The organism is Polynucleobacter yangtzensis (genome assembly GCF_001595965.1).
Lineage (GTDB): Bacteria > Pseudomonadota > Gammaproteobacteria > Burkholderiales > Burkholderiaceae > Polynucleobacter > Polynucleobacter yangtzensis.
The window spans coordinates 233,294-249,451 of record NZ_LOJI01000035.1 but is presented as its reverse complement, the minus strand read 5'-3'; the positions used below and the strand labels follow the sequence as shown (position 1 = coordinate 249,451).

General features: G+C 46.0%; 12 protein-coding genes and 1 tRNA gene. 9 read left to right on the top strand and 4 right to left on the bottom strand.

The features are described 5' to 3' along the window. Positions 1-98 precede the first annotated feature (98 nt). From acs to JaK3_RS07985, 9 genes are all read left to right on the top strand, one after another. A complete protein-coding gene (gene acs, locus JaK3_RS08025) occupies positions 99-2,072 on the top strand; it encodes an acetate--CoA ligase (RefSeq protein ID WP_068323192.1) in 1,974 nt (657 codons plus the stop codon). A gap of 57 nt (positions 2,073-2,129) precedes the next feature. Beyond that, a tRNA-Ser gene (locus tag JaK3_RS08020) sits at positions 2,130-2,220 on the top strand. Positions 2,221-2,319: 99 nt separating this feature from the next. Then, positions 2,320-2,625 carry a YciI family protein gene (locus JaK3_RS08015; RefSeq protein WP_068323188.1) on the top strand — a complete coding sequence of 102 codons (306 nt, stop codon included), beginning with the start codon at positions 2,320-2,322 and terminating at the stop codon, positions 2,623-2,625. Positions 2,626-2,662: 37 nt separating this feature from the next. After that, positions 2,663-5,083, top strand: coding sequence for a DUF748 domain-containing protein (locus JaK3_RS08010; protein ID WP_068323183.1), 2,421 nt, complete (start codon positions 2,663-2,665; stop codon positions 5,081-5,083). 10 nt (positions 5,084-5,093) lie between these two features. Further along, the gene (locus JaK3_RS08005; protein ID WP_068323180.1) at positions 5,094-5,318 is read left to right on the top strand and encodes a hypothetical protein; all 225 of its coding nucleotides are present in this window, start codon (positions 5,094-5,096) and stop codon (positions 5,316-5,318) included. A 194-nt stretch (positions 5,319-5,512) separates the two neighbouring features. Then, positions 5,513-7,315 (top strand): NAD(P)H-dependent oxidoreductase subunit E, encoded by a 1,803-nt coding sequence (locus JaK3_RS08000; protein WP_068323177.1) that lies wholly within the window; start codon positions 5,513-5,515, stop codon positions 7,313-7,315. 40 nt (positions 7,316-7,355) lie between these two features. Then, positions 7,356-10,250 carry a formate dehydrogenase subunit alpha gene (gene fdhF, locus JaK3_RS07995; protein WP_068323174.1) on the top strand — a complete coding sequence of 965 codons (2,895 nt, stop codon included), beginning with the start codon at positions 7,356-7,358 and terminating at the stop codon, positions 10,248-10,250. 92 nt (positions 10,251-10,342) lie between these two features. Further along, on the top strand, positions 10,343-12,001 hold the full coding sequence (gene nadB, locus JaK3_RS07990; RefSeq protein WP_068323171.1) for an L-aspartate oxidase: 1,659 nt from the start codon (positions 10,343-10,345) through the stop codon (positions 11,999-12,001). 67 nt (positions 12,002-12,068) lie between these two features. Next, on the top strand, positions 12,069-13,442 hold the full coding sequence (locus JaK3_RS07985; RefSeq protein WP_068323168.1) for a TAXI family TRAP transporter solute-binding subunit: 1,374 nt from the start codon (positions 12,069-12,071) through the stop codon (positions 13,440-13,442). A gap of 7 nt (positions 13,443-13,449) precedes the next feature. Here JaK3_RS07985 and JaK3_RS07980 read toward each other — a convergent pair whose 3' ends face one another. The 4 genes from JaK3_RS07980 to nadA form a co-directional block, all read right to left on the bottom strand. Further along, positions 13,450-13,758, bottom strand: a complete 309-nt coding sequence (locus tag JaK3_RS07980) for an addiction module antidote protein (protein ID WP_068323165.1) — start codon at positions 13,756-13,758, stop codon at positions 13,450-13,452. A gap of 8 nt (positions 13,759-13,766) precedes the next feature. Continuing rightward, on the bottom strand, positions 13,767-14,057 hold the full coding sequence (locus JaK3_RS07975; RefSeq protein WP_068323162.1) for a type II toxin-antitoxin system RelE/ParE family toxin: 291 nt from the start codon (positions 14,055-14,057) through the stop codon (positions 13,767-13,769). 75 nt (positions 14,058-14,132) lie between these two features. Continuing rightward, complete coding sequence (nadC, locus tag JaK3_RS07970) at positions 14,133-14,987, bottom strand: carboxylating nicotinate-nucleotide diphosphorylase (protein WP_068323159.1); 855 nt, start codon at positions 14,985-14,987, stop codon at positions 14,133-14,135. Positions 14,988-15,002: 15 nt separating this feature from the next. After that, on the bottom strand, positions 15,003-16,130 hold the full coding sequence (nadA, locus tag JaK3_RS07965) for a quinolinate synthase NadA (RefSeq protein WP_068323156.1): 1,128 nt from the start codon (positions 16,128-16,130) through the stop codon (positions 15,003-15,005). Positions 16,131-16,158 lie beyond the last annotated feature (28 nt).

Below are 16,158 nucleotides of genomic sequence, written 5' to 3'. Positions count from 1 at the left end.
CTAAGGTCTTGAGGGTGTAAACCTGTCATTTTGCGACATTTTTTCGCATTTGTAGTTGATTTTAGATTATTGATTATTTGATAGAGGGGCTGTGAAGCATGGAACCATTAAAACAAGAAAACCGCGTATTTAACCCACCTGCAGACTTTGTGAAGAGCGCGGCAATTCCAGGCATGGAAGCCTATAAGAAGCTTTGTGATGAAGCAAATTCAGATTACGACGGTTTCTGGGGTCGTCTTGCTAAAGAGAACATCTATTGGAAGAAACCATTTACTAAAGTTTTGGATGAGTCCAAAGCCCCTTTCTACAAATGGTTTGAAGATGGCACAACCAATGCGTCATACAACTGTTTAGATCGTCAAGTTGAAGCTGGTCTTGGTGACAAGACAGCCATTATTTTTGAAGCCGATGACGGCACTGTAACTAAAGTAACTTACAAAGAGATGCTTGAGCGCGTTTGCAAAATGGCAAACGCATTGCGCAAGATGGGCGTTAAGTCTGGTGACAGCGTCATTATTTATATGGCAATGACCATCGAAGGCATTGTGGCCATGCAAGCATGTGCTCGTATTGGCGCAATTCACTCAGTAGTGTTTGGTGGCTTTTCAGCCCAAGCATTGCGCGATCGCATTATGGACGTTGGCGCAGTAGCAGTGATTACTGCTGATGGCCAGTTCCGTGGTGGCAAAGCATTGCCATTGAAAGCTATTTGTGACGAAGCTCTCTCAACAGGTGAGTGCCCTAAGGTTAAGCATGTCATCGTGAGCAAGCGCACTGGCACTGATGTTGCTATGCAAGCAGGTCGCGATGTTTGGATGCAAGAAATCGTTGCTAATGAAGCAACTACTTGTGAACCAGAGTGGGTAAGCGCTGAACATCCGCTGTTCATTCTGTACACATCCGGTTCAACCGGTAAGCCAAAGGGTGTGCAGCACTCAACAGGCGGCTACCTCTTGTGGGCGATTCTCACAATGAAGTGGACTTTTGACATTAAGCCAAACGATGTGTTCTGGTGTACTGCCGACATTGGTTGGGTAACAGGACACTCCTACATTACTTATGGTCCACTTGCAGTTGGCGCTACAGAGATTGTGTTTGAAGGCGTTCCTACATATCCAAATGCTGGCCGTTTCTGGGACATGATCCAAAAACACAAAGCAACCATTTTCTACACAGCACCAACAGCAATTCGTTCATTGATCAAAGCATCAAGCAATGACCAAGCTGTACATCCAAAGAGCTACGACTTGTCATCACTCCGTCTCTTGGGCTCAGTTGGCGAGCCAATTAATCCAGAAGCATGGATGTGGTACTACGAGAATGTAGGTGGTTCACGTTGCCCAATCGCCGACACCTTCTGGCAAACAGAAACTGGCGGTCACATGATTTCTCCATTGCCAGGTGCAACACCAATGATTCCAGGTTCATGCACATTGCCATTGCCAGGTATTCAGGCAGCGATTGTTGACGAAGCTGGTGTTGATGTACCTAACGGTCAAGGCGGTATCTTGGTGGTTAAGCGTCCATGGCCTTCCATGATTCGTACGATTTGGAATGACCCTGATCGTTTCGTGAAGTCTTATTTCCCAGAAGAGTTGGGTGGCACTTTGTATCTAGCAGGTGACGGCGCAATCCGTAACAAAGATACTGGCTACTTCACTATTACCGGTCGTATCGATGACGTGTTGAACGTTTCTGGTCACCGTATGGGAACCATGGAAATTGAGTCATGCTTAGTTGCAAACCCATTGGTTGCCGAAGCTGCGGTAGTAGGTCGTCCAGACGAATTGACTGGTGAAGCGATTTGCGTATTCGTAGTTCTCAAAGGCGGTCGCCCAACAGGTGAAGAAGCTAAGAAGGTTGCTACGGAGTTGCGTAACTGGGTTGGCAAAGAGATTGGCCCGATTGCTAAGCCTAAGGACGTACGTTTCGGTGATAACTTGCCTAAGACCCGTTCTGGCAAGATCATGCGCCGTCTCTTGCGTGTGATTGCTAAAGGCGAAGAGGTTACTCAAGACACCTCAACCCTTGAAAATCCACACATCTTGGACCAGCTCAAAGAGTCTCTGTAAGCTCCTAAACAAGCTTTTAGAGGAAACCCTTTCGGCAATCGTATAATCATCGGTTCCGGAAGGGTGGATGAGCGGTTTAAGTCACACGCCTGGAAAGCGTGCGTAGGTTAATAGCCTACCGCGGGTTCGAATCCCGCCCCTTCCGCCAAGTAATGCCTAAACCACCTTCGGGTGGTTTTTCTTTTGCAACTTCCCGTAGTATCTAGTTAGTTATGTATTAAAAATAGAACCAAGTAATGGAGAAAATATGATTTTTACAATGTTATTGATGGATCGTCCCGGCACTGCTGACTTGCGCGTGCAAGTTCGTCCTGAGCACCGCGCGTATCTGGCAAAAATGGCTGACCGCATGGCTTTTGCTGGACCGTTGACTTCTGAGGATGGAAAAACCACTTTGGGTAGTTTGATTGCAATCGACTTTCCAAGCAGGGCAGATGTAGATGCATGGTTAAAAGACGAGCCTTACACCAAGGCCGGTGTTTATGAGAAACCGATCATCAACGTATTCAACAATATGTGGACTCAGAAGGTTGGCTTTCCGCCAGCACAATAATTGGTTGTGTCTTAGTAGATATTTTGCATTGCATTAAATGGTTTTGATTCAATTGCCTCGTCTCAAAAAATGGCTGATCAGGCTCACCGGCTTGGTGCTCTCTTGTGTCGTCATCTTTTGGGCGGGAGCCCATCTCTTTGTTCCCAGTTTTATTAAAAAATCAACCTCGGAATTTGCTGCCAAGATTGGTTATGACATTGGCTATCAAGATCTCAGTATTTCTCCATTAAGACTGAAGATAGAGCTAGATGGATTTCATTTGGCAAAGTCGGGCGGTTCAAAATTACTGGAATTTAAAAAGTTAGCTATTACTGCCAAATGGACAAAGTTAGTCCTAGGTGAGCTAGGTTTTGATGAGATTTTGTTGGTCGAGCCCAAGATCTTGGTGGAGAAGAAGCTATCAAAGGGCGCGCATCCAGGAGTCTGGAATTGGCAGGAATTGATTGCTGCTATTGAGAAATCAATGCCGCCCACAGATCCCAGCGAGTCCAATAAACCGCAAAAAATATCTATCGATGAACTGCTGGTGAGTTCCGCCTCATTAAGTTTGTTAGACGACTCCACGAAGTTGAAAGAAGAACTTAAGCCTTTTACGATGAAATTGCTTGATGTAGCCAACTACGACAAGCAGGGCGTGGTGTCGGGTGTTCGCGGTCAATACGACTTTAATCTTGGTGCTTTACAGGTTTTAGTGCCCGGCATTAACAAAACCATTACTTATCAGCATGTTGCCATTGCGGGTGGATTGGATAATCCTCAGCCTGGTAAGTTGGGTGTGCAATTGAATGTGAAGTTAGATGATGGCGCTATTCGCTCTCACTGGGACTTCAATACAGAATCAAAATCGGTAGATGGAAAGCTGGAGCTTGAGAATCTAGCAATCGCTCCACTCGTTGCGCTCTTGCCGGCCAATAAAGAGTTAATCGGTAAAAGTGGCGCAATTCATTCAGCGCTCACTATGAAATTTGGACCTGAAGCCGATATATTTGCGGGCGACATTCATATTTCAGATTTAACGGTTCTAGAAAAAGATCAAAAATATCCGCTAATTGTTTGGAAGATGGCCGATATTCGTCAGTTCGAATATAAAAGCCTGAAATCTAAACAAGCATCTAGTAGCAGCCTTTCAATTGATGAGTTGATTATTGATTCACCAACGCTTCAATTTGAAATCAATGAAGAAGGGTTTTCTAATTTCCGAAGATTATTTGCAAAGCCTGCAAGCGAACAAAAAACTGATACAGCTGATAGCGCCAAATCGAAAGATGCCACTGGATTCAATCTAGATATTCGCTCTACTAACCTCAAGAACGGCGAAGTATTCTTCTCGGACTTGGCGATGCGTCCGCATTTCAAAGTGGACATTAAGAAATTTAATGCAACTCTCTTAGGGGTTAGTAATACGCCAGGGCGTTTTGCAACTGTTGCAATGGATGGCGTGGTTGCAGGCTCTGGAAGTATGCGAGCAAAAGGGCAGGCATCCTTTGATGACCCCCGTCGTAATCATGACATCTTGATGGCGTTCCGCAATTTGCCTTTGAGCGCTTTCAATCCGGCAGTGATGACATTTGCCGGCTACCAGATAGCGAGTGGGCGCTTAAACCTCAACTTAAATTACCGCGCAAAGGATGGCGAGTTAGACGGCAGCAATCAGATCATCATCAAGAAGGTTGTGCTGGGTGATGAGGTGCCAGACTTTACAGGCAAAAAATTACCCTTAGGTTTAGCAATTGCTTTACTCGAAGACTCTGATGACACCATCGACGTCACCGTCAAAATTGCAGGCAATGTCGACTCTCCAGAATTTAGTGCTAGTGGCTTGGTATGGCAGGCTATTAGCAATGTTTTAACGAATATTGCTACAGCACCCTTTAGGGCCTTGGCGGCATTAGTGGGTATGGGTAGTGAAGAGGGCATTAATGCCGTTCCTGGTGAAGCGGTATTTTTAGCTGTTGACCAAGACCGCTTAGAAAAGTTTGGCGAGTATCTTGTTAAGCGACCAAATTCAAGTTTGGAAATTATTGGAACCTACGATCTTGTGCAAGATAGAAAAGAACTTGCTAGGGCTAAGGCTGATTCAGCTATTTTGATAGATGCCGGATTTAAATTAACACCCGGCGAGCCAATACCTGTGCCTAGCTTGCAAGATCCAAGGGTGCAATCAGGGCTAAAAGCTGCTTACGCTCAATACATTGGCCGCATTAAGTTGGGCCAGCGTCTTTTGACGCTGCCAGATGGCGAGAAGCGTAACGAGCAATTGCATGATGAGTTGATTGCTGGCATAGAAATCACTGATTCCGAGCTAAAGGAATTGGCGAAAAATAGAGCTAAAACGGCCTATGGATTTATGACTAAATCCGAAGCCACCCTTAAGGATCGCATTCAGCTTGGCGAGGTCAAGACGGTAGAGGCAGGAAAAGAGGGGATTCCACTCGATGTTGAGATCAGAATCAAGTAGACTTGAGGTCATGAATTCAACAAAAAGGCGTATTTTCTCAAGCTTGGCGGCACTTGTCGTTTTGGGTCTAACTGGCTGCGGTTCTATTGAATCAGCCGCTCAAGACGACTGCACCTCCATCGGCTGGCAAATTGGCAGCAAAGGCTATCAGGATTGCTACAAAGCAAGGCTTTACGAGCGCAAGTTGGATTACTCACTTCCCCCTGGCGACAAGCCTTCCCCATCCCTTCTATAACTAGGGTAAACCCTGAATTCAAGTCCTTGAGCGCCGTCAAGGACTTGGGGTGTTAAATAACCCAAAATAAAGCGTTATTTTGCGTATTGCAGGTCTGCTAAGTATTTGGCTTGGCAGGACTTTTAATGGGCAAGATGGGTAAAACTCTGCATTCGTGCAAAGCAATAAATATAAAAAATTAGAGACTACAAAATATGAATCATCCAAAGCCTTCTGGAGAAGTCAAAGCGGTTGCTGTTGCAACGGCAGATGATTTGAGGGAAACCATTCGTCGTAAGAGTAAGTTGAAGGGTCGTCAAGTTGATGATGCTTCTGTTTCAGAAGTGCGCAAGCTGATTGGAGACGCTCCACATCGTCGTGACTTGCTCATTGAAAATCTTCACAAGCTCAACGATGAGTATCGCGCTTTGCATGATCGTCATTTAGTTGCCTTAGCAAAAGAAATGAATTTGCCAATGGCAGAGGTATACGAAGTTGCTACTTTCTATCACCACTTTGAAGTTGTGCGCGGTAACGATCCAGTAGCAGACATCACGATTCGTGTTTGTGATGGCATCGCCTGTGAATTAGCTGGCGCGCAAAATCTATTAGCCAAATTGCCAGGCATCTTGGGTAATTCCAATGTTAAAGTCATTGCAGCCCCATGCGTAGGGCGTTGCGAGCAAGCTCCTGTAGCGGTGGTACATCAATACCCAGTGCTATTTGCTACTACCGATAAAGTTTCTGCTGCCGTAAAAAATAAGTTGACCACACAGCCGATGGCTAAAGATGACGCTGTATTTGAGCCTGCTGCTTTAGCTGAGCAGGGCGTATCACCGCAAGGTGAGATGCAGGCCCTTTCTCCTGACTATGTTGGATACGAGTCTTATCGTGCGCAAGGTGGTTATGCGCTTGCTAAAGAAATCCATGAGGGTAAGAAAGATGCGGAGAGCATCATCAAGGCCATGGAAAATTCTGGATTGCGTGGATTGGGTGGTGCAGGATTTCCGGCGGGTCGTAAATGGCGCATTGTGAAAGACCAAGTTGCCCCTAAGTTAATGGCTGTGAATATTGACGAAGGCGAGCCAGGAACATTTAAAGACCGTACTTACTTAGAGCGTGATCCTCATCGCTTCCTAGAGGGCTTGTTGATTGCTGCTAATGTAGTGGGTATCGATGCTTGCTACATCTACCTGCGCGATGAATACCATGGCTGCAGAGAGTTACTAGAGGTTGAGTTAGCAAAACTGAAAGCTAATCCGCCATTCAATTTGCCGACGATTGAATTGCGTCGTGGTGCTGGTGCTTACATCTGCGGTGAAGAGTCCGCCATGATTGAGAGTATTGAAGGCAAGCGTGGCGAACCACGTATGCGTCCTCCATACATTGCACAAGTTGGCTTGTTTGGCAGGCCAACTCTTGAGCACAACTTTGAGACTTTGTACTGGGTGCGCGATATTGTTCAGCGCGGACCAGAATGGTTTAGTTCATTTGGTCGTCATGATCGCAAGGGCTTGCGTAGCTTTAGCGTGAGCGGTCGCGTGAAGAAGCCTGGTGTGAAGTTGGCTCCTGCCGGTATCACCATTCAAGAGTTGATTGATGAGTACTGCGGTGGCATGCAAGATGGCCACAAGTTCTACGGCTATTTGCCTGGTGGAGCATCAGGCGGTATTTTGCCGGCTACTATGAATGACATTCCACTCGACTTTGATACCTTGCAACCTTATGGCTGCTTCATTGGCTCTGCTGCAGTGATGGTGTTTAGCGATAAAGACAAAGCACGCGATATGGCTTTGAACGTCATGCACTTCTTTGAGCATGAGAGTTGCGGTCAATGTACTCCTTGCCGTGTAGGCACAGGCAAAGCCGCTCAATTGATGCAAGCCAAATCATGGGATCAAGAAACCTTAGAAGACTTAGCCACAGTGATGGTGGATGCTTCTATTTGTGGTCTAGGTCAAGCTGCACCAAACCCCATTCGTTGTATTCATAAATATTTCCCAGAAGAAGTAGCTTAATAAAAGTACATATAAAAAATCAGGGAATAACGAGACAAACATGAACGCACCCACAAATCCTAAAGAACTTGAATTACAAACCGTAGAGTTCAAGCTAGACGGCAAGACGATTGTTTCCTATGAAGGTGAAACCATCCTCAAGGCAGCCAAACGCCACGGTATTGATATTCCACATCTATGCTTCAAAGATGGCTATCGCCCAGATGGCAACTGCCGTGCTTGCGTAGTGGAAATCAATGGTGAACGCACTCTGGCGCCAAGTTGCTGCAGAAGCGCAACCCCTGGCATGGAAGTCAAAGCCAATAGCGAACGTGCCGTGAAGAGTCAAAAGCTTGTTTTAGAGATGTTGCTCTCCGATATGCCTGATGAGGGTTTTAAGTGGGTGGGCGATACCAAGGAAGAAGAGCAAAAGAACCAGCATGGCGAGCTCAGCACTTGGGCTGCACGCATGGACGTTACCGTTCGCCCAGAACTCAAAGCAATTCGCCGCGCAAAAGTCAGCAGCGATGTTTCTCATCCGGCGATGGCTGTCAATCTAGATGCTTGTATCCAATGTAATCGCTGTGTACGTGCATGTCGTGAAGAGCAGGTCAATGATGTGATTGGTTACGCCATGCGTGGCGCTCATAGTGAAATCGTCTTTGACTTGAACGATCCAATGGGCGACAGTACTTGCGTTGCTTGCGGCGAGTGTGTACAAGCCTGTCCAACTGGCGCATTGATGCCTAAAGGTTTAATCGGTTCGCAAACAGTCGACCGCAAGGTAGATTCAGTATGCCCATTCTGTGGTGTGGGTTGTCAAATCACTTATAACGTTAAAGATGAAAAAATTGTTAGCGTAGAAGGTCGTGATGGCCCAGCCAACCACAATCGCCTTTGCGTTAAAGGCCGCTTTGGTATGGACTATATCCATAATCCACAGCGCCTGACTAAGCCACTTATTCGTAAAGCAGGCGTTCCTAAGGATGAGTCCATCCTAGATGGCAAGCAAGACTGGTCAGATATCTTCCGTGAAGCAACCTGGGAAGAGGCTCTGGAATTTGCAGCTGGCGGCCTCAAGAAACTCAAGGATCAACACGGCTTAAAAGTGTTAGCAGGTTTTGGTTCCGCAAAAGGTAGTAATGAAGAGGCGTACTTATTCCAAAAACTAGTACGCACTGGTTTTGGTAGCAATAACGTAGATCATTGCACACGTCTATGCCACGCATCATCTGTTGCCGCGCTCCTAGAGGGCGTAGGCTCAGGTGCTGTAAGTAATCAGGTGAATGATGTTGAGCATTCCAGCATGATTTTCTTGATTGGCTCTAATCCAACAGCAAATCACCCTGTGGCGGCTACTTGGTTTAAGAACGCAGCTAAACGTGGCGCAAAAATTGTTTTGTGCGATCCACGTGCAACAGATATCAGCAAGTATGCATGGCGAATGATGCAGTTCAAGCCGGATACTGATGTGGCGATGCTCAATGCCATGATCTATACGATCATTGAAGAAGGCTTAGTAGATAAAGACTTTGTTGAAAATCGGGCTAATAATTTTGCAGCTCTAAAAGAAAATATCAAAGGCTATAGCCCAGAGGCGATGGCACCGATCTGCGGTATTCCAGCAGAGACGCTGCGAGAGGTTGCTCGTGAGTTTGCGACTACCAAGTCAGCTATGATTTTGTGGGGCATGGGCGTCAGTCAGCACGTTCACGGTACAGATAATGCACGCTGCCTAATTGCTTTGGTGAGTATCACTGGTCAAATTGGTAAGCCAGGCTCAGGATTGCACCCATTGCGCGGTCAGAACAATGTGCAGGGCGCAAGTGATGCTGGTTTGATTCCGATGATGTTCCCGAACTATCAACGTGTGGACAATCCAGAAGCACATGCTTGGTTTGAAAAGTTCTGGGATACGCCGCTTGATAAAAAGCCAGGGTACACAGTGGTAGAGATCATGCATAAGATCACTGCGCCCGATTCTGATCCGGACAAGATTCGTGGCATGTATGTCGAAGGCGAGAACCCTGCGATGAGTGATCCAGACTTAAATCATGCACGTCATGCATTGGCATCTTTAGAGCATTTGGTCGTACAAGACATCTTCATGACAGAAACAGCGCTGTTAGCGGATGTGGTTCTGCCTGCAAGTGCTTGGCCTGAGAAGGTAGGCACGGCTAGCAATACTGACCGTATGGTGCAGATGGGCAAGAAAGCCATTAATCCTCCTGGCGATGCAAAGCCGGACTTGTGGATTATTCAGGAAATTGCTAAACGCATGGGTCTCAATTGGAATTACCAAGGTCCTGATGCTGGCGTTGCTGCTGTTTATGACGAAATGCGTCAAGCGATGCATGGCGCCATCAAAGGCATTACTTGGGAGCGCCTAGAAAAAGAATCTAGCGTGACTTACCCATGCTTATCAGCTGAAGATCCAGGTCGCCCAATTGTGTTTGATGATCAATTTGCTACAGCGGATGGTAAAGTGAAGCTGGTTCCAGCAGACATCATTCCAGCAAATGAACGTCCTGATGATGAGTATCCATTTGTATTAATTACAGGTCGTCAGTTAGAACACTGGCATACGGGCAGTATGACGCGTCGTGCTACCGTGTTAGATGCCATTGAGCCTATGGCTACCGTATCTATGAATGGTGAAGATATGACTCAATTGGGAGTATCTGCTGGCGATGTGATCACTGTGCAGTCTCGTCGTGGTGAGGTAGGAATTCACGTTCGAAGAGATGACGGCACACCAAGAGGCGTGATCTTCATTCCGTTTGCTTACTATGAGGCTGCTGCAAACTTGATCACCAATCCTGCCTTAGATCCATTTGGCAAGATTCCAGAGTTTAAGTATTGCGCAGTGAAGCTGGCCAAAGGCGGTGAAGTGTCTCAAATCATGGGATATGGCACCAATGCCCCAGGCGGATCTAAGGTCATGTCTAACGTCTAATAGCCGTTCCAGCAAATCACAAAAGGGCTCCCTAAAGGAGCCTTTTTGTATTTAAACCGTGGAAAACCATTGCCCTTTAGAATACGAGCTCAATGGCCAGTTCAAAACCCTCCTCAAACACCAGCGATAAAGCAGAACTCCCTGTCCTCATTATTGGGGCTGGGTTAGCGGGCTTAACCGTCGCATTGCATATGGCCGAGTCTCAGCCAGTGATTCTGATGGCAAAGCGCGGTTTGGGTGAAGCCGCAACCGCTTGGGCGCAAGGCGGTATTGTTGGGGTAGTAGATAAAGAGCATGACAGTATTGATTCGCACGTAGCCGATACTTTGGATGCCGGCGCAGGTCTCGTAGTTGAATCGACAGCGCGTTACATTGCTGAAGAAAGCGCTGAAGCCATTCGTTGGTTGGTGGAGCAGGGCGTTCCATTCACAACCGATGAATCTGGTCCAATGGGCTTGCATTTAACTCGCGAGGGTGGCCATAGTCATCGTCGCATTGCGCATGCCGCAGATGCCACTGGCAAAGCCATTCATGAAGTACTTTTGGATAAAGCCAGGGCTCACAAAAATATTCAGATCTTGGAGCATTGGATTGCGCTGGATCTCATAACCAATCGACAGCTAGATGCCAAGACGCAACGTAGCAAGCCTAATCGTTGTTATGGCGTATACGCACTCGATATTAAAAATAATCGTGTAGAAACTATTGAAGCAAAGTCAGTTGTCTTAGCTACAGGTGGTGTAGGAAAGGTTTATCGCTACACCAGCAACCCTGATACCGCTACCGGCGACGGCATAGCCATGGCCTGGCGTGCAGGCTGCCGAGTGGGCAATATGGAATTTATCCAATTTCATCCGACATGTTTGTATCACCCGAGTGATCGCACTTTCCTCATTACTGAAGCGATGCGCGGTGAGGGTGGTTTATTGAAGTTGCCTGATGGCACCCGTTTTATGCCTGAGCATGATGAGCGCCATGAATTAGCACCGCGAGATATTGTTGCACGTGCAATTGACTTTGAAATGAAAAAGCACGGTTTGGACTATGTTCATCTAGATGCAACTCATTTGGGTGAAGTATTTATTAAAGAGCATTTCCCAATGATCTATGCCCGTTGCATGAGCCTCGGTTTAGACATTACCAAAGAGCCAATTCCAGTAGTACCTGCAGCGCATTACACCTGTGGTGGTGTAGTCACCGATCTTAAAGGACGTACTGATTTGCCTGGGCTCTACGCAGTAGGAGAGGCAACTTACACCGGCTTACATGGAGCCAATCGTTTAGCTAGTAACTCCTTATTGGAGTGTGTTGTTATAGGTAAGGCCGCTGCAGAAGACATCTCCAGTCTAAAGACCCCAGCAATGCCGAACTTGCCTTTGTGGGATGAGAGTCAGGTTGAGGATGCTGATGAGCAAGTGGTGATTGCCCATAACTGGGATGAATTACGTTCGCTGATGTGGAACTACGTTGGCATCGTGAGAACCAATCGCCGCTTAGAGCGCGCATTACATCGAATCAAGCTACTCAGATATGAAGTACAGGAGTATTACGCGAACTTTAAGGTTACACGTGACTTAATTGAGCTACGCAATCTTCTGGAGTGTGCGGAACTTATTGTGCGTTCAGCGCTAATGCGCAGGGAAAGCCGCGGCCTTCATTACAGTCGCGACTACCCAGGCACTTGGGCAGTTTCTTATCCAACTATCCTGACTCCCCAGGCAGAAGGCTCTGAAGGCGATTCAGCCCCTTAAAAGCCTTTACCAAGGCTATAAAACAGCATTTTTGGTGATAAGCTAGTCATATCTCAAGAGGAATTTCATGGCTAGCTTTAAAGAGGAAGTCTACGAACATATTTCTGCGGTATATCAAACTGCCGCAGATGAAATTAAGAATGGCCTCAGCTTAATTAAAGAAGTGTGGCCTCTTATCTTTTTATTGTTTCTTGCTCTAGCCGTTCTCATCTGGTTTGCTAAACCCGCACCACCCGATAAAGTTTTAATGGCCACAGGTACCGGTGGATCCTACAAGGTCTTGGGTGAAAAATATAAAGCCTATTTTGAAAAAAGAGGTATTGAGCTAAAACTCATAGAGACTCATGGCTCTAAAGAAAACCTACAACATTTAATTGATCGCAAAGATCCTATTCAAGCGGCTTTTGTACAGGGTGGCATGATTGCCGTAGATAACTTATCTGGTGTGCAATCTCTGGGTAGCGTTGACTATGAGCCTGTATGGATTTTTTACCGCAAGAACACTTTTAACGAAGGCATTCATGTTTCTGATCGAGATATTACCAAGCTCAGAATCAATATTGGACCCATTGGCAGCGGTACTCATGCTCAAGCAGTCAGCATTCTGAAGCAAAATCATCTCACATCTACTGCACCCAATTTATTGAGTATGAATAATGCCGATGCTGTTAATGCTATTGAGCAAGGAGAAATTGATGCCGTATTTTTGGTTGACGGCTATGACTCGCCAAATGTGCAAAGACTGATAAAAAACCCGAATATTCGCTTGGTGACGTTTAGCCGTGCAGATGCCTACACGCGTCTTCTGCCATATTTTGAAGAGTTGGGAGTGCCTATGGGTGGATTTGATCTGGGAAAAAACATACCAGACCACCCTATTCAGTTGATCTCTACCACGACAAATCTATTGATTGATGATCGCCTACATCCGGCGATTCAGGTCTTATTCTTAGAGGCTGCAAAAGAAATCAATGGAGCAAAATCGTATTTCTCAAGAGTGGGGGAGTTCCCTGTCTATATGAATACCGAAGCACCCCTGAGTAATGAAGCAAAGTTCTTCTATGAAAAAGGTACGCCAACCTTGATGAAGTATTTGCCATTTTGGTTGGCAGAGTTTTTGGAGCGCATGTTCTTCCTCTTACTTCCTTTTGCTGCTTTTGCTTACCCCATCATTAAGTCAATTCCTAGCTATAGAACCAACTTGGCAAAGAAGCAGATCAATTCAATATATAAAGACTTGGATAAATTTGAGCAGAATACAATTCAAACTTTTGATCCTAATCGTCGAGGCGAATATATTGAAGTGCTCAATGATATGGAGCGAAGGGTGCTGGCCTCTAAAGCGGCCAAGCTAGCTACTGCTGACTGCTATAGCCTAAGAAACAATATTGAATTTATTCGTAATGCCCTTGAGAAGCAGGTTATTTATAAGGGTAGGTAAGAGTAAATTAAGCGCGTATTTTGCCGATAGGCTTTGCATGTAAACATAGGCCAAGAGCTGCCAGTACTTTAAGGACCGTATCAAAGCCAGGTATGCGATCACCAGAAAGCGCTTTATAAAGACTTTCTCTTGATAGTCCGGATTCTTTCGCTACCTGAGCCATTCCTTTGGCACGCGCTATATCTCCAAGTGCTCTGGCAATAAAAGCTGCATCTCCATTGGATTCCTCAATACATGCCTGGAGATAAAGTGCCATTTCTTTTGGTGTGCGTAAATGTTCTGCTACATCATAGGGGCTGGTAATCGTTTTTTCCATTTCATTCTTTACAAATTTTTAGCCAAAAGTTTAGCGATCTGAATATCCTTAACCTGAGTTCTTTTGCTGCCTCCGATAAGGAGAAGGTAAACCGTATTCTCTTGTTTTGCGTAATAAATCCTGTAGCCCGGTCCAAAATCAATTTTCATTTCAAAGACTTTGCTTCCAACTGATTTCACATTTCCTTGGTTGCCTTCTGCTAGCCGTTTAATTCCTGCTTGTATTTTTGCCCTTCCCATTAAGTCATTCAGAGTATCTAACCAAGCTTTAAATTCTTCTGTTTTCCTTATTTCGTGCATTCATTAATGTAGCCAATAGGATACATTAAGTCTGTAAGAAACTCTATAATTTAGCTAAGAATCTACTGAAAAACCTTAAAGAATGCGCATCGAGAAATCAACTGCGTTTACATCTTTGGTCAGCTTGCCAAGAGAGATGCGGTCTACGCCAGTGCTAGCAATAGCGCGCATTTGATCTAAGTTGATGCCGCCAGAAGCTTCTAGCAAAGCACGCCCAGCGGTGATTGCAACTGCTTGCTTCATTTGATCGGTATTGAAGTTATCGATCAAGATGCTCTTGGCGCCTGCAGCTAAAGCTTCTTCCAGTTCAGCAAAGTTTTCTACTTCAATCTGAATATCCACACCCGCATTTAATGCTTGAGCATTTTTTAATGCTGCCGTAACACTACCAGCTGCAGCAATATGGTTCTCTTTAATGAGGATTCCGTGCCAAAGTGCTAAACGTTGATTCTTGCCGCCACCAACGAGTACGGCGTATTTCTGAGCCTGACGTAATCCTGGGATCGTTTTGCGAGTATCTAAAACGGCGCAACCTTGAGGATTCGGGCTGGCGCCAGCGATGGCATCAACGTGCTGACGAGTAATACTGGCCGTCCAAGAAAGTGTTTGCAAGAAGTTAATGCAAGTGCGTTCAGCAGAGAGTAGGGCCTGAGAGTCGGCTTCAATATCGCAAACCTTGGTATCGGGTTTCATTAAGTCGCCTTCAAGGTAATGCCAAGTAACTTTGGCATTGGGGTCGAGTTTTTTGAGTGTGCCTTCAAACCAATCTACGCCACAAAGTACGGCTTCTTGACGAACAATGAGCTGAGCCTTTACCGGCATACTAGGAACAAGCTTTGCTGTCCAATCGCCACTGCCAATATCTTCCATGAGCGCATCATGAATATTGCGTTGACGGGCCTGTTCTAAAGTTTCGTTGTTATCAAACATATATAAATATAAAAATTAAGCAGCGCCAATATTTTTTACAAAGCCATGCTGTGCTTTAGCTAAGAGGTCGGGATGATTTTTGGTGAAATCGAGCATACGCTCGATACAGCCCAATGCCTCAACCCGAATAGGCTCTTCGATGAAGATTTCACCAGAAGCGTTTTCTAAGCAATCTAAAATTCCTTGCAAGCCATTCATGGCCATCCAAGGGCAGTGCGCGCAGCTTTTGCAAGTGGCGCTATTACCAGCGGTAGGCGCTTCAATCAATTTTTTGTTTGGAGCCAGTTGCTGCATACGATGCAAGATACCCTTATCTGTAGCAACGATGTACTCGGTAGCAGAGCCTTCTACTACGGCCTTAATCATGGCGGAGGTAGAGCCCACAACGTCTGCAAGGTCGACCACTGCTTGCGGAGATTCAGGGTGAACTAGGATCATTGCATTGGGATGAGCCGCCTTCAAAATCTCAAGCTCCACCGCTTTAAATTCGTCATGAACAATACAAGCGCCATTCCAAAGCAACATATCTGCACCAGTTTGGTCTTGAATGTAACGACCAAGGTGACGATCTGGTGCCCACAATATTTTTTTGCCTTCAACTTTGAGCTGATGAACAATTGCTAAAGCGCATGAGCTCGTGACCATCCAATCAGCCTGTGCTTTTACTGCAGCGCTAGTGTTTGCATATACAACGACAGTACGATCTGGATGTAATGCACGAAATTTGGCAAAGTCACTAGCGTCACAACCTAAGTCCAGAGAGCAGGTTGCATCTAAGTCTGGCATGAAGACGCGTTTTTCTGGGCTGAGAATTTTGGCGGTTTCACCCATGAAGCGTACACCAGCAACAATCAAATTCTTGGCAGCATGATTTTTTCCAAAGCGTGCCATCTCCAAAGAGTCAGCAACATAGCCGCCAGTAGATAAAGCTAAGTCCTGAATGTCCCCATCTACGTAGTAGTGGGCAACTAAGGTGGCGTGTTTCTCAACCAAGAGCTGCTTGATGCGGGCAATCACTGCCGCTTTCTCGGTGCCATGAAGTTGGGGTGGAGTCTTGGCCCAAGCTTGGGCGGTACAAGTAGCGCCAGCAGCATCTTGCTGGGGGTAATCAAAGGAAATGGGGGTGCTTACAGTTGAATTCATACGAAATCTTAATCGACCCTAGTAATCT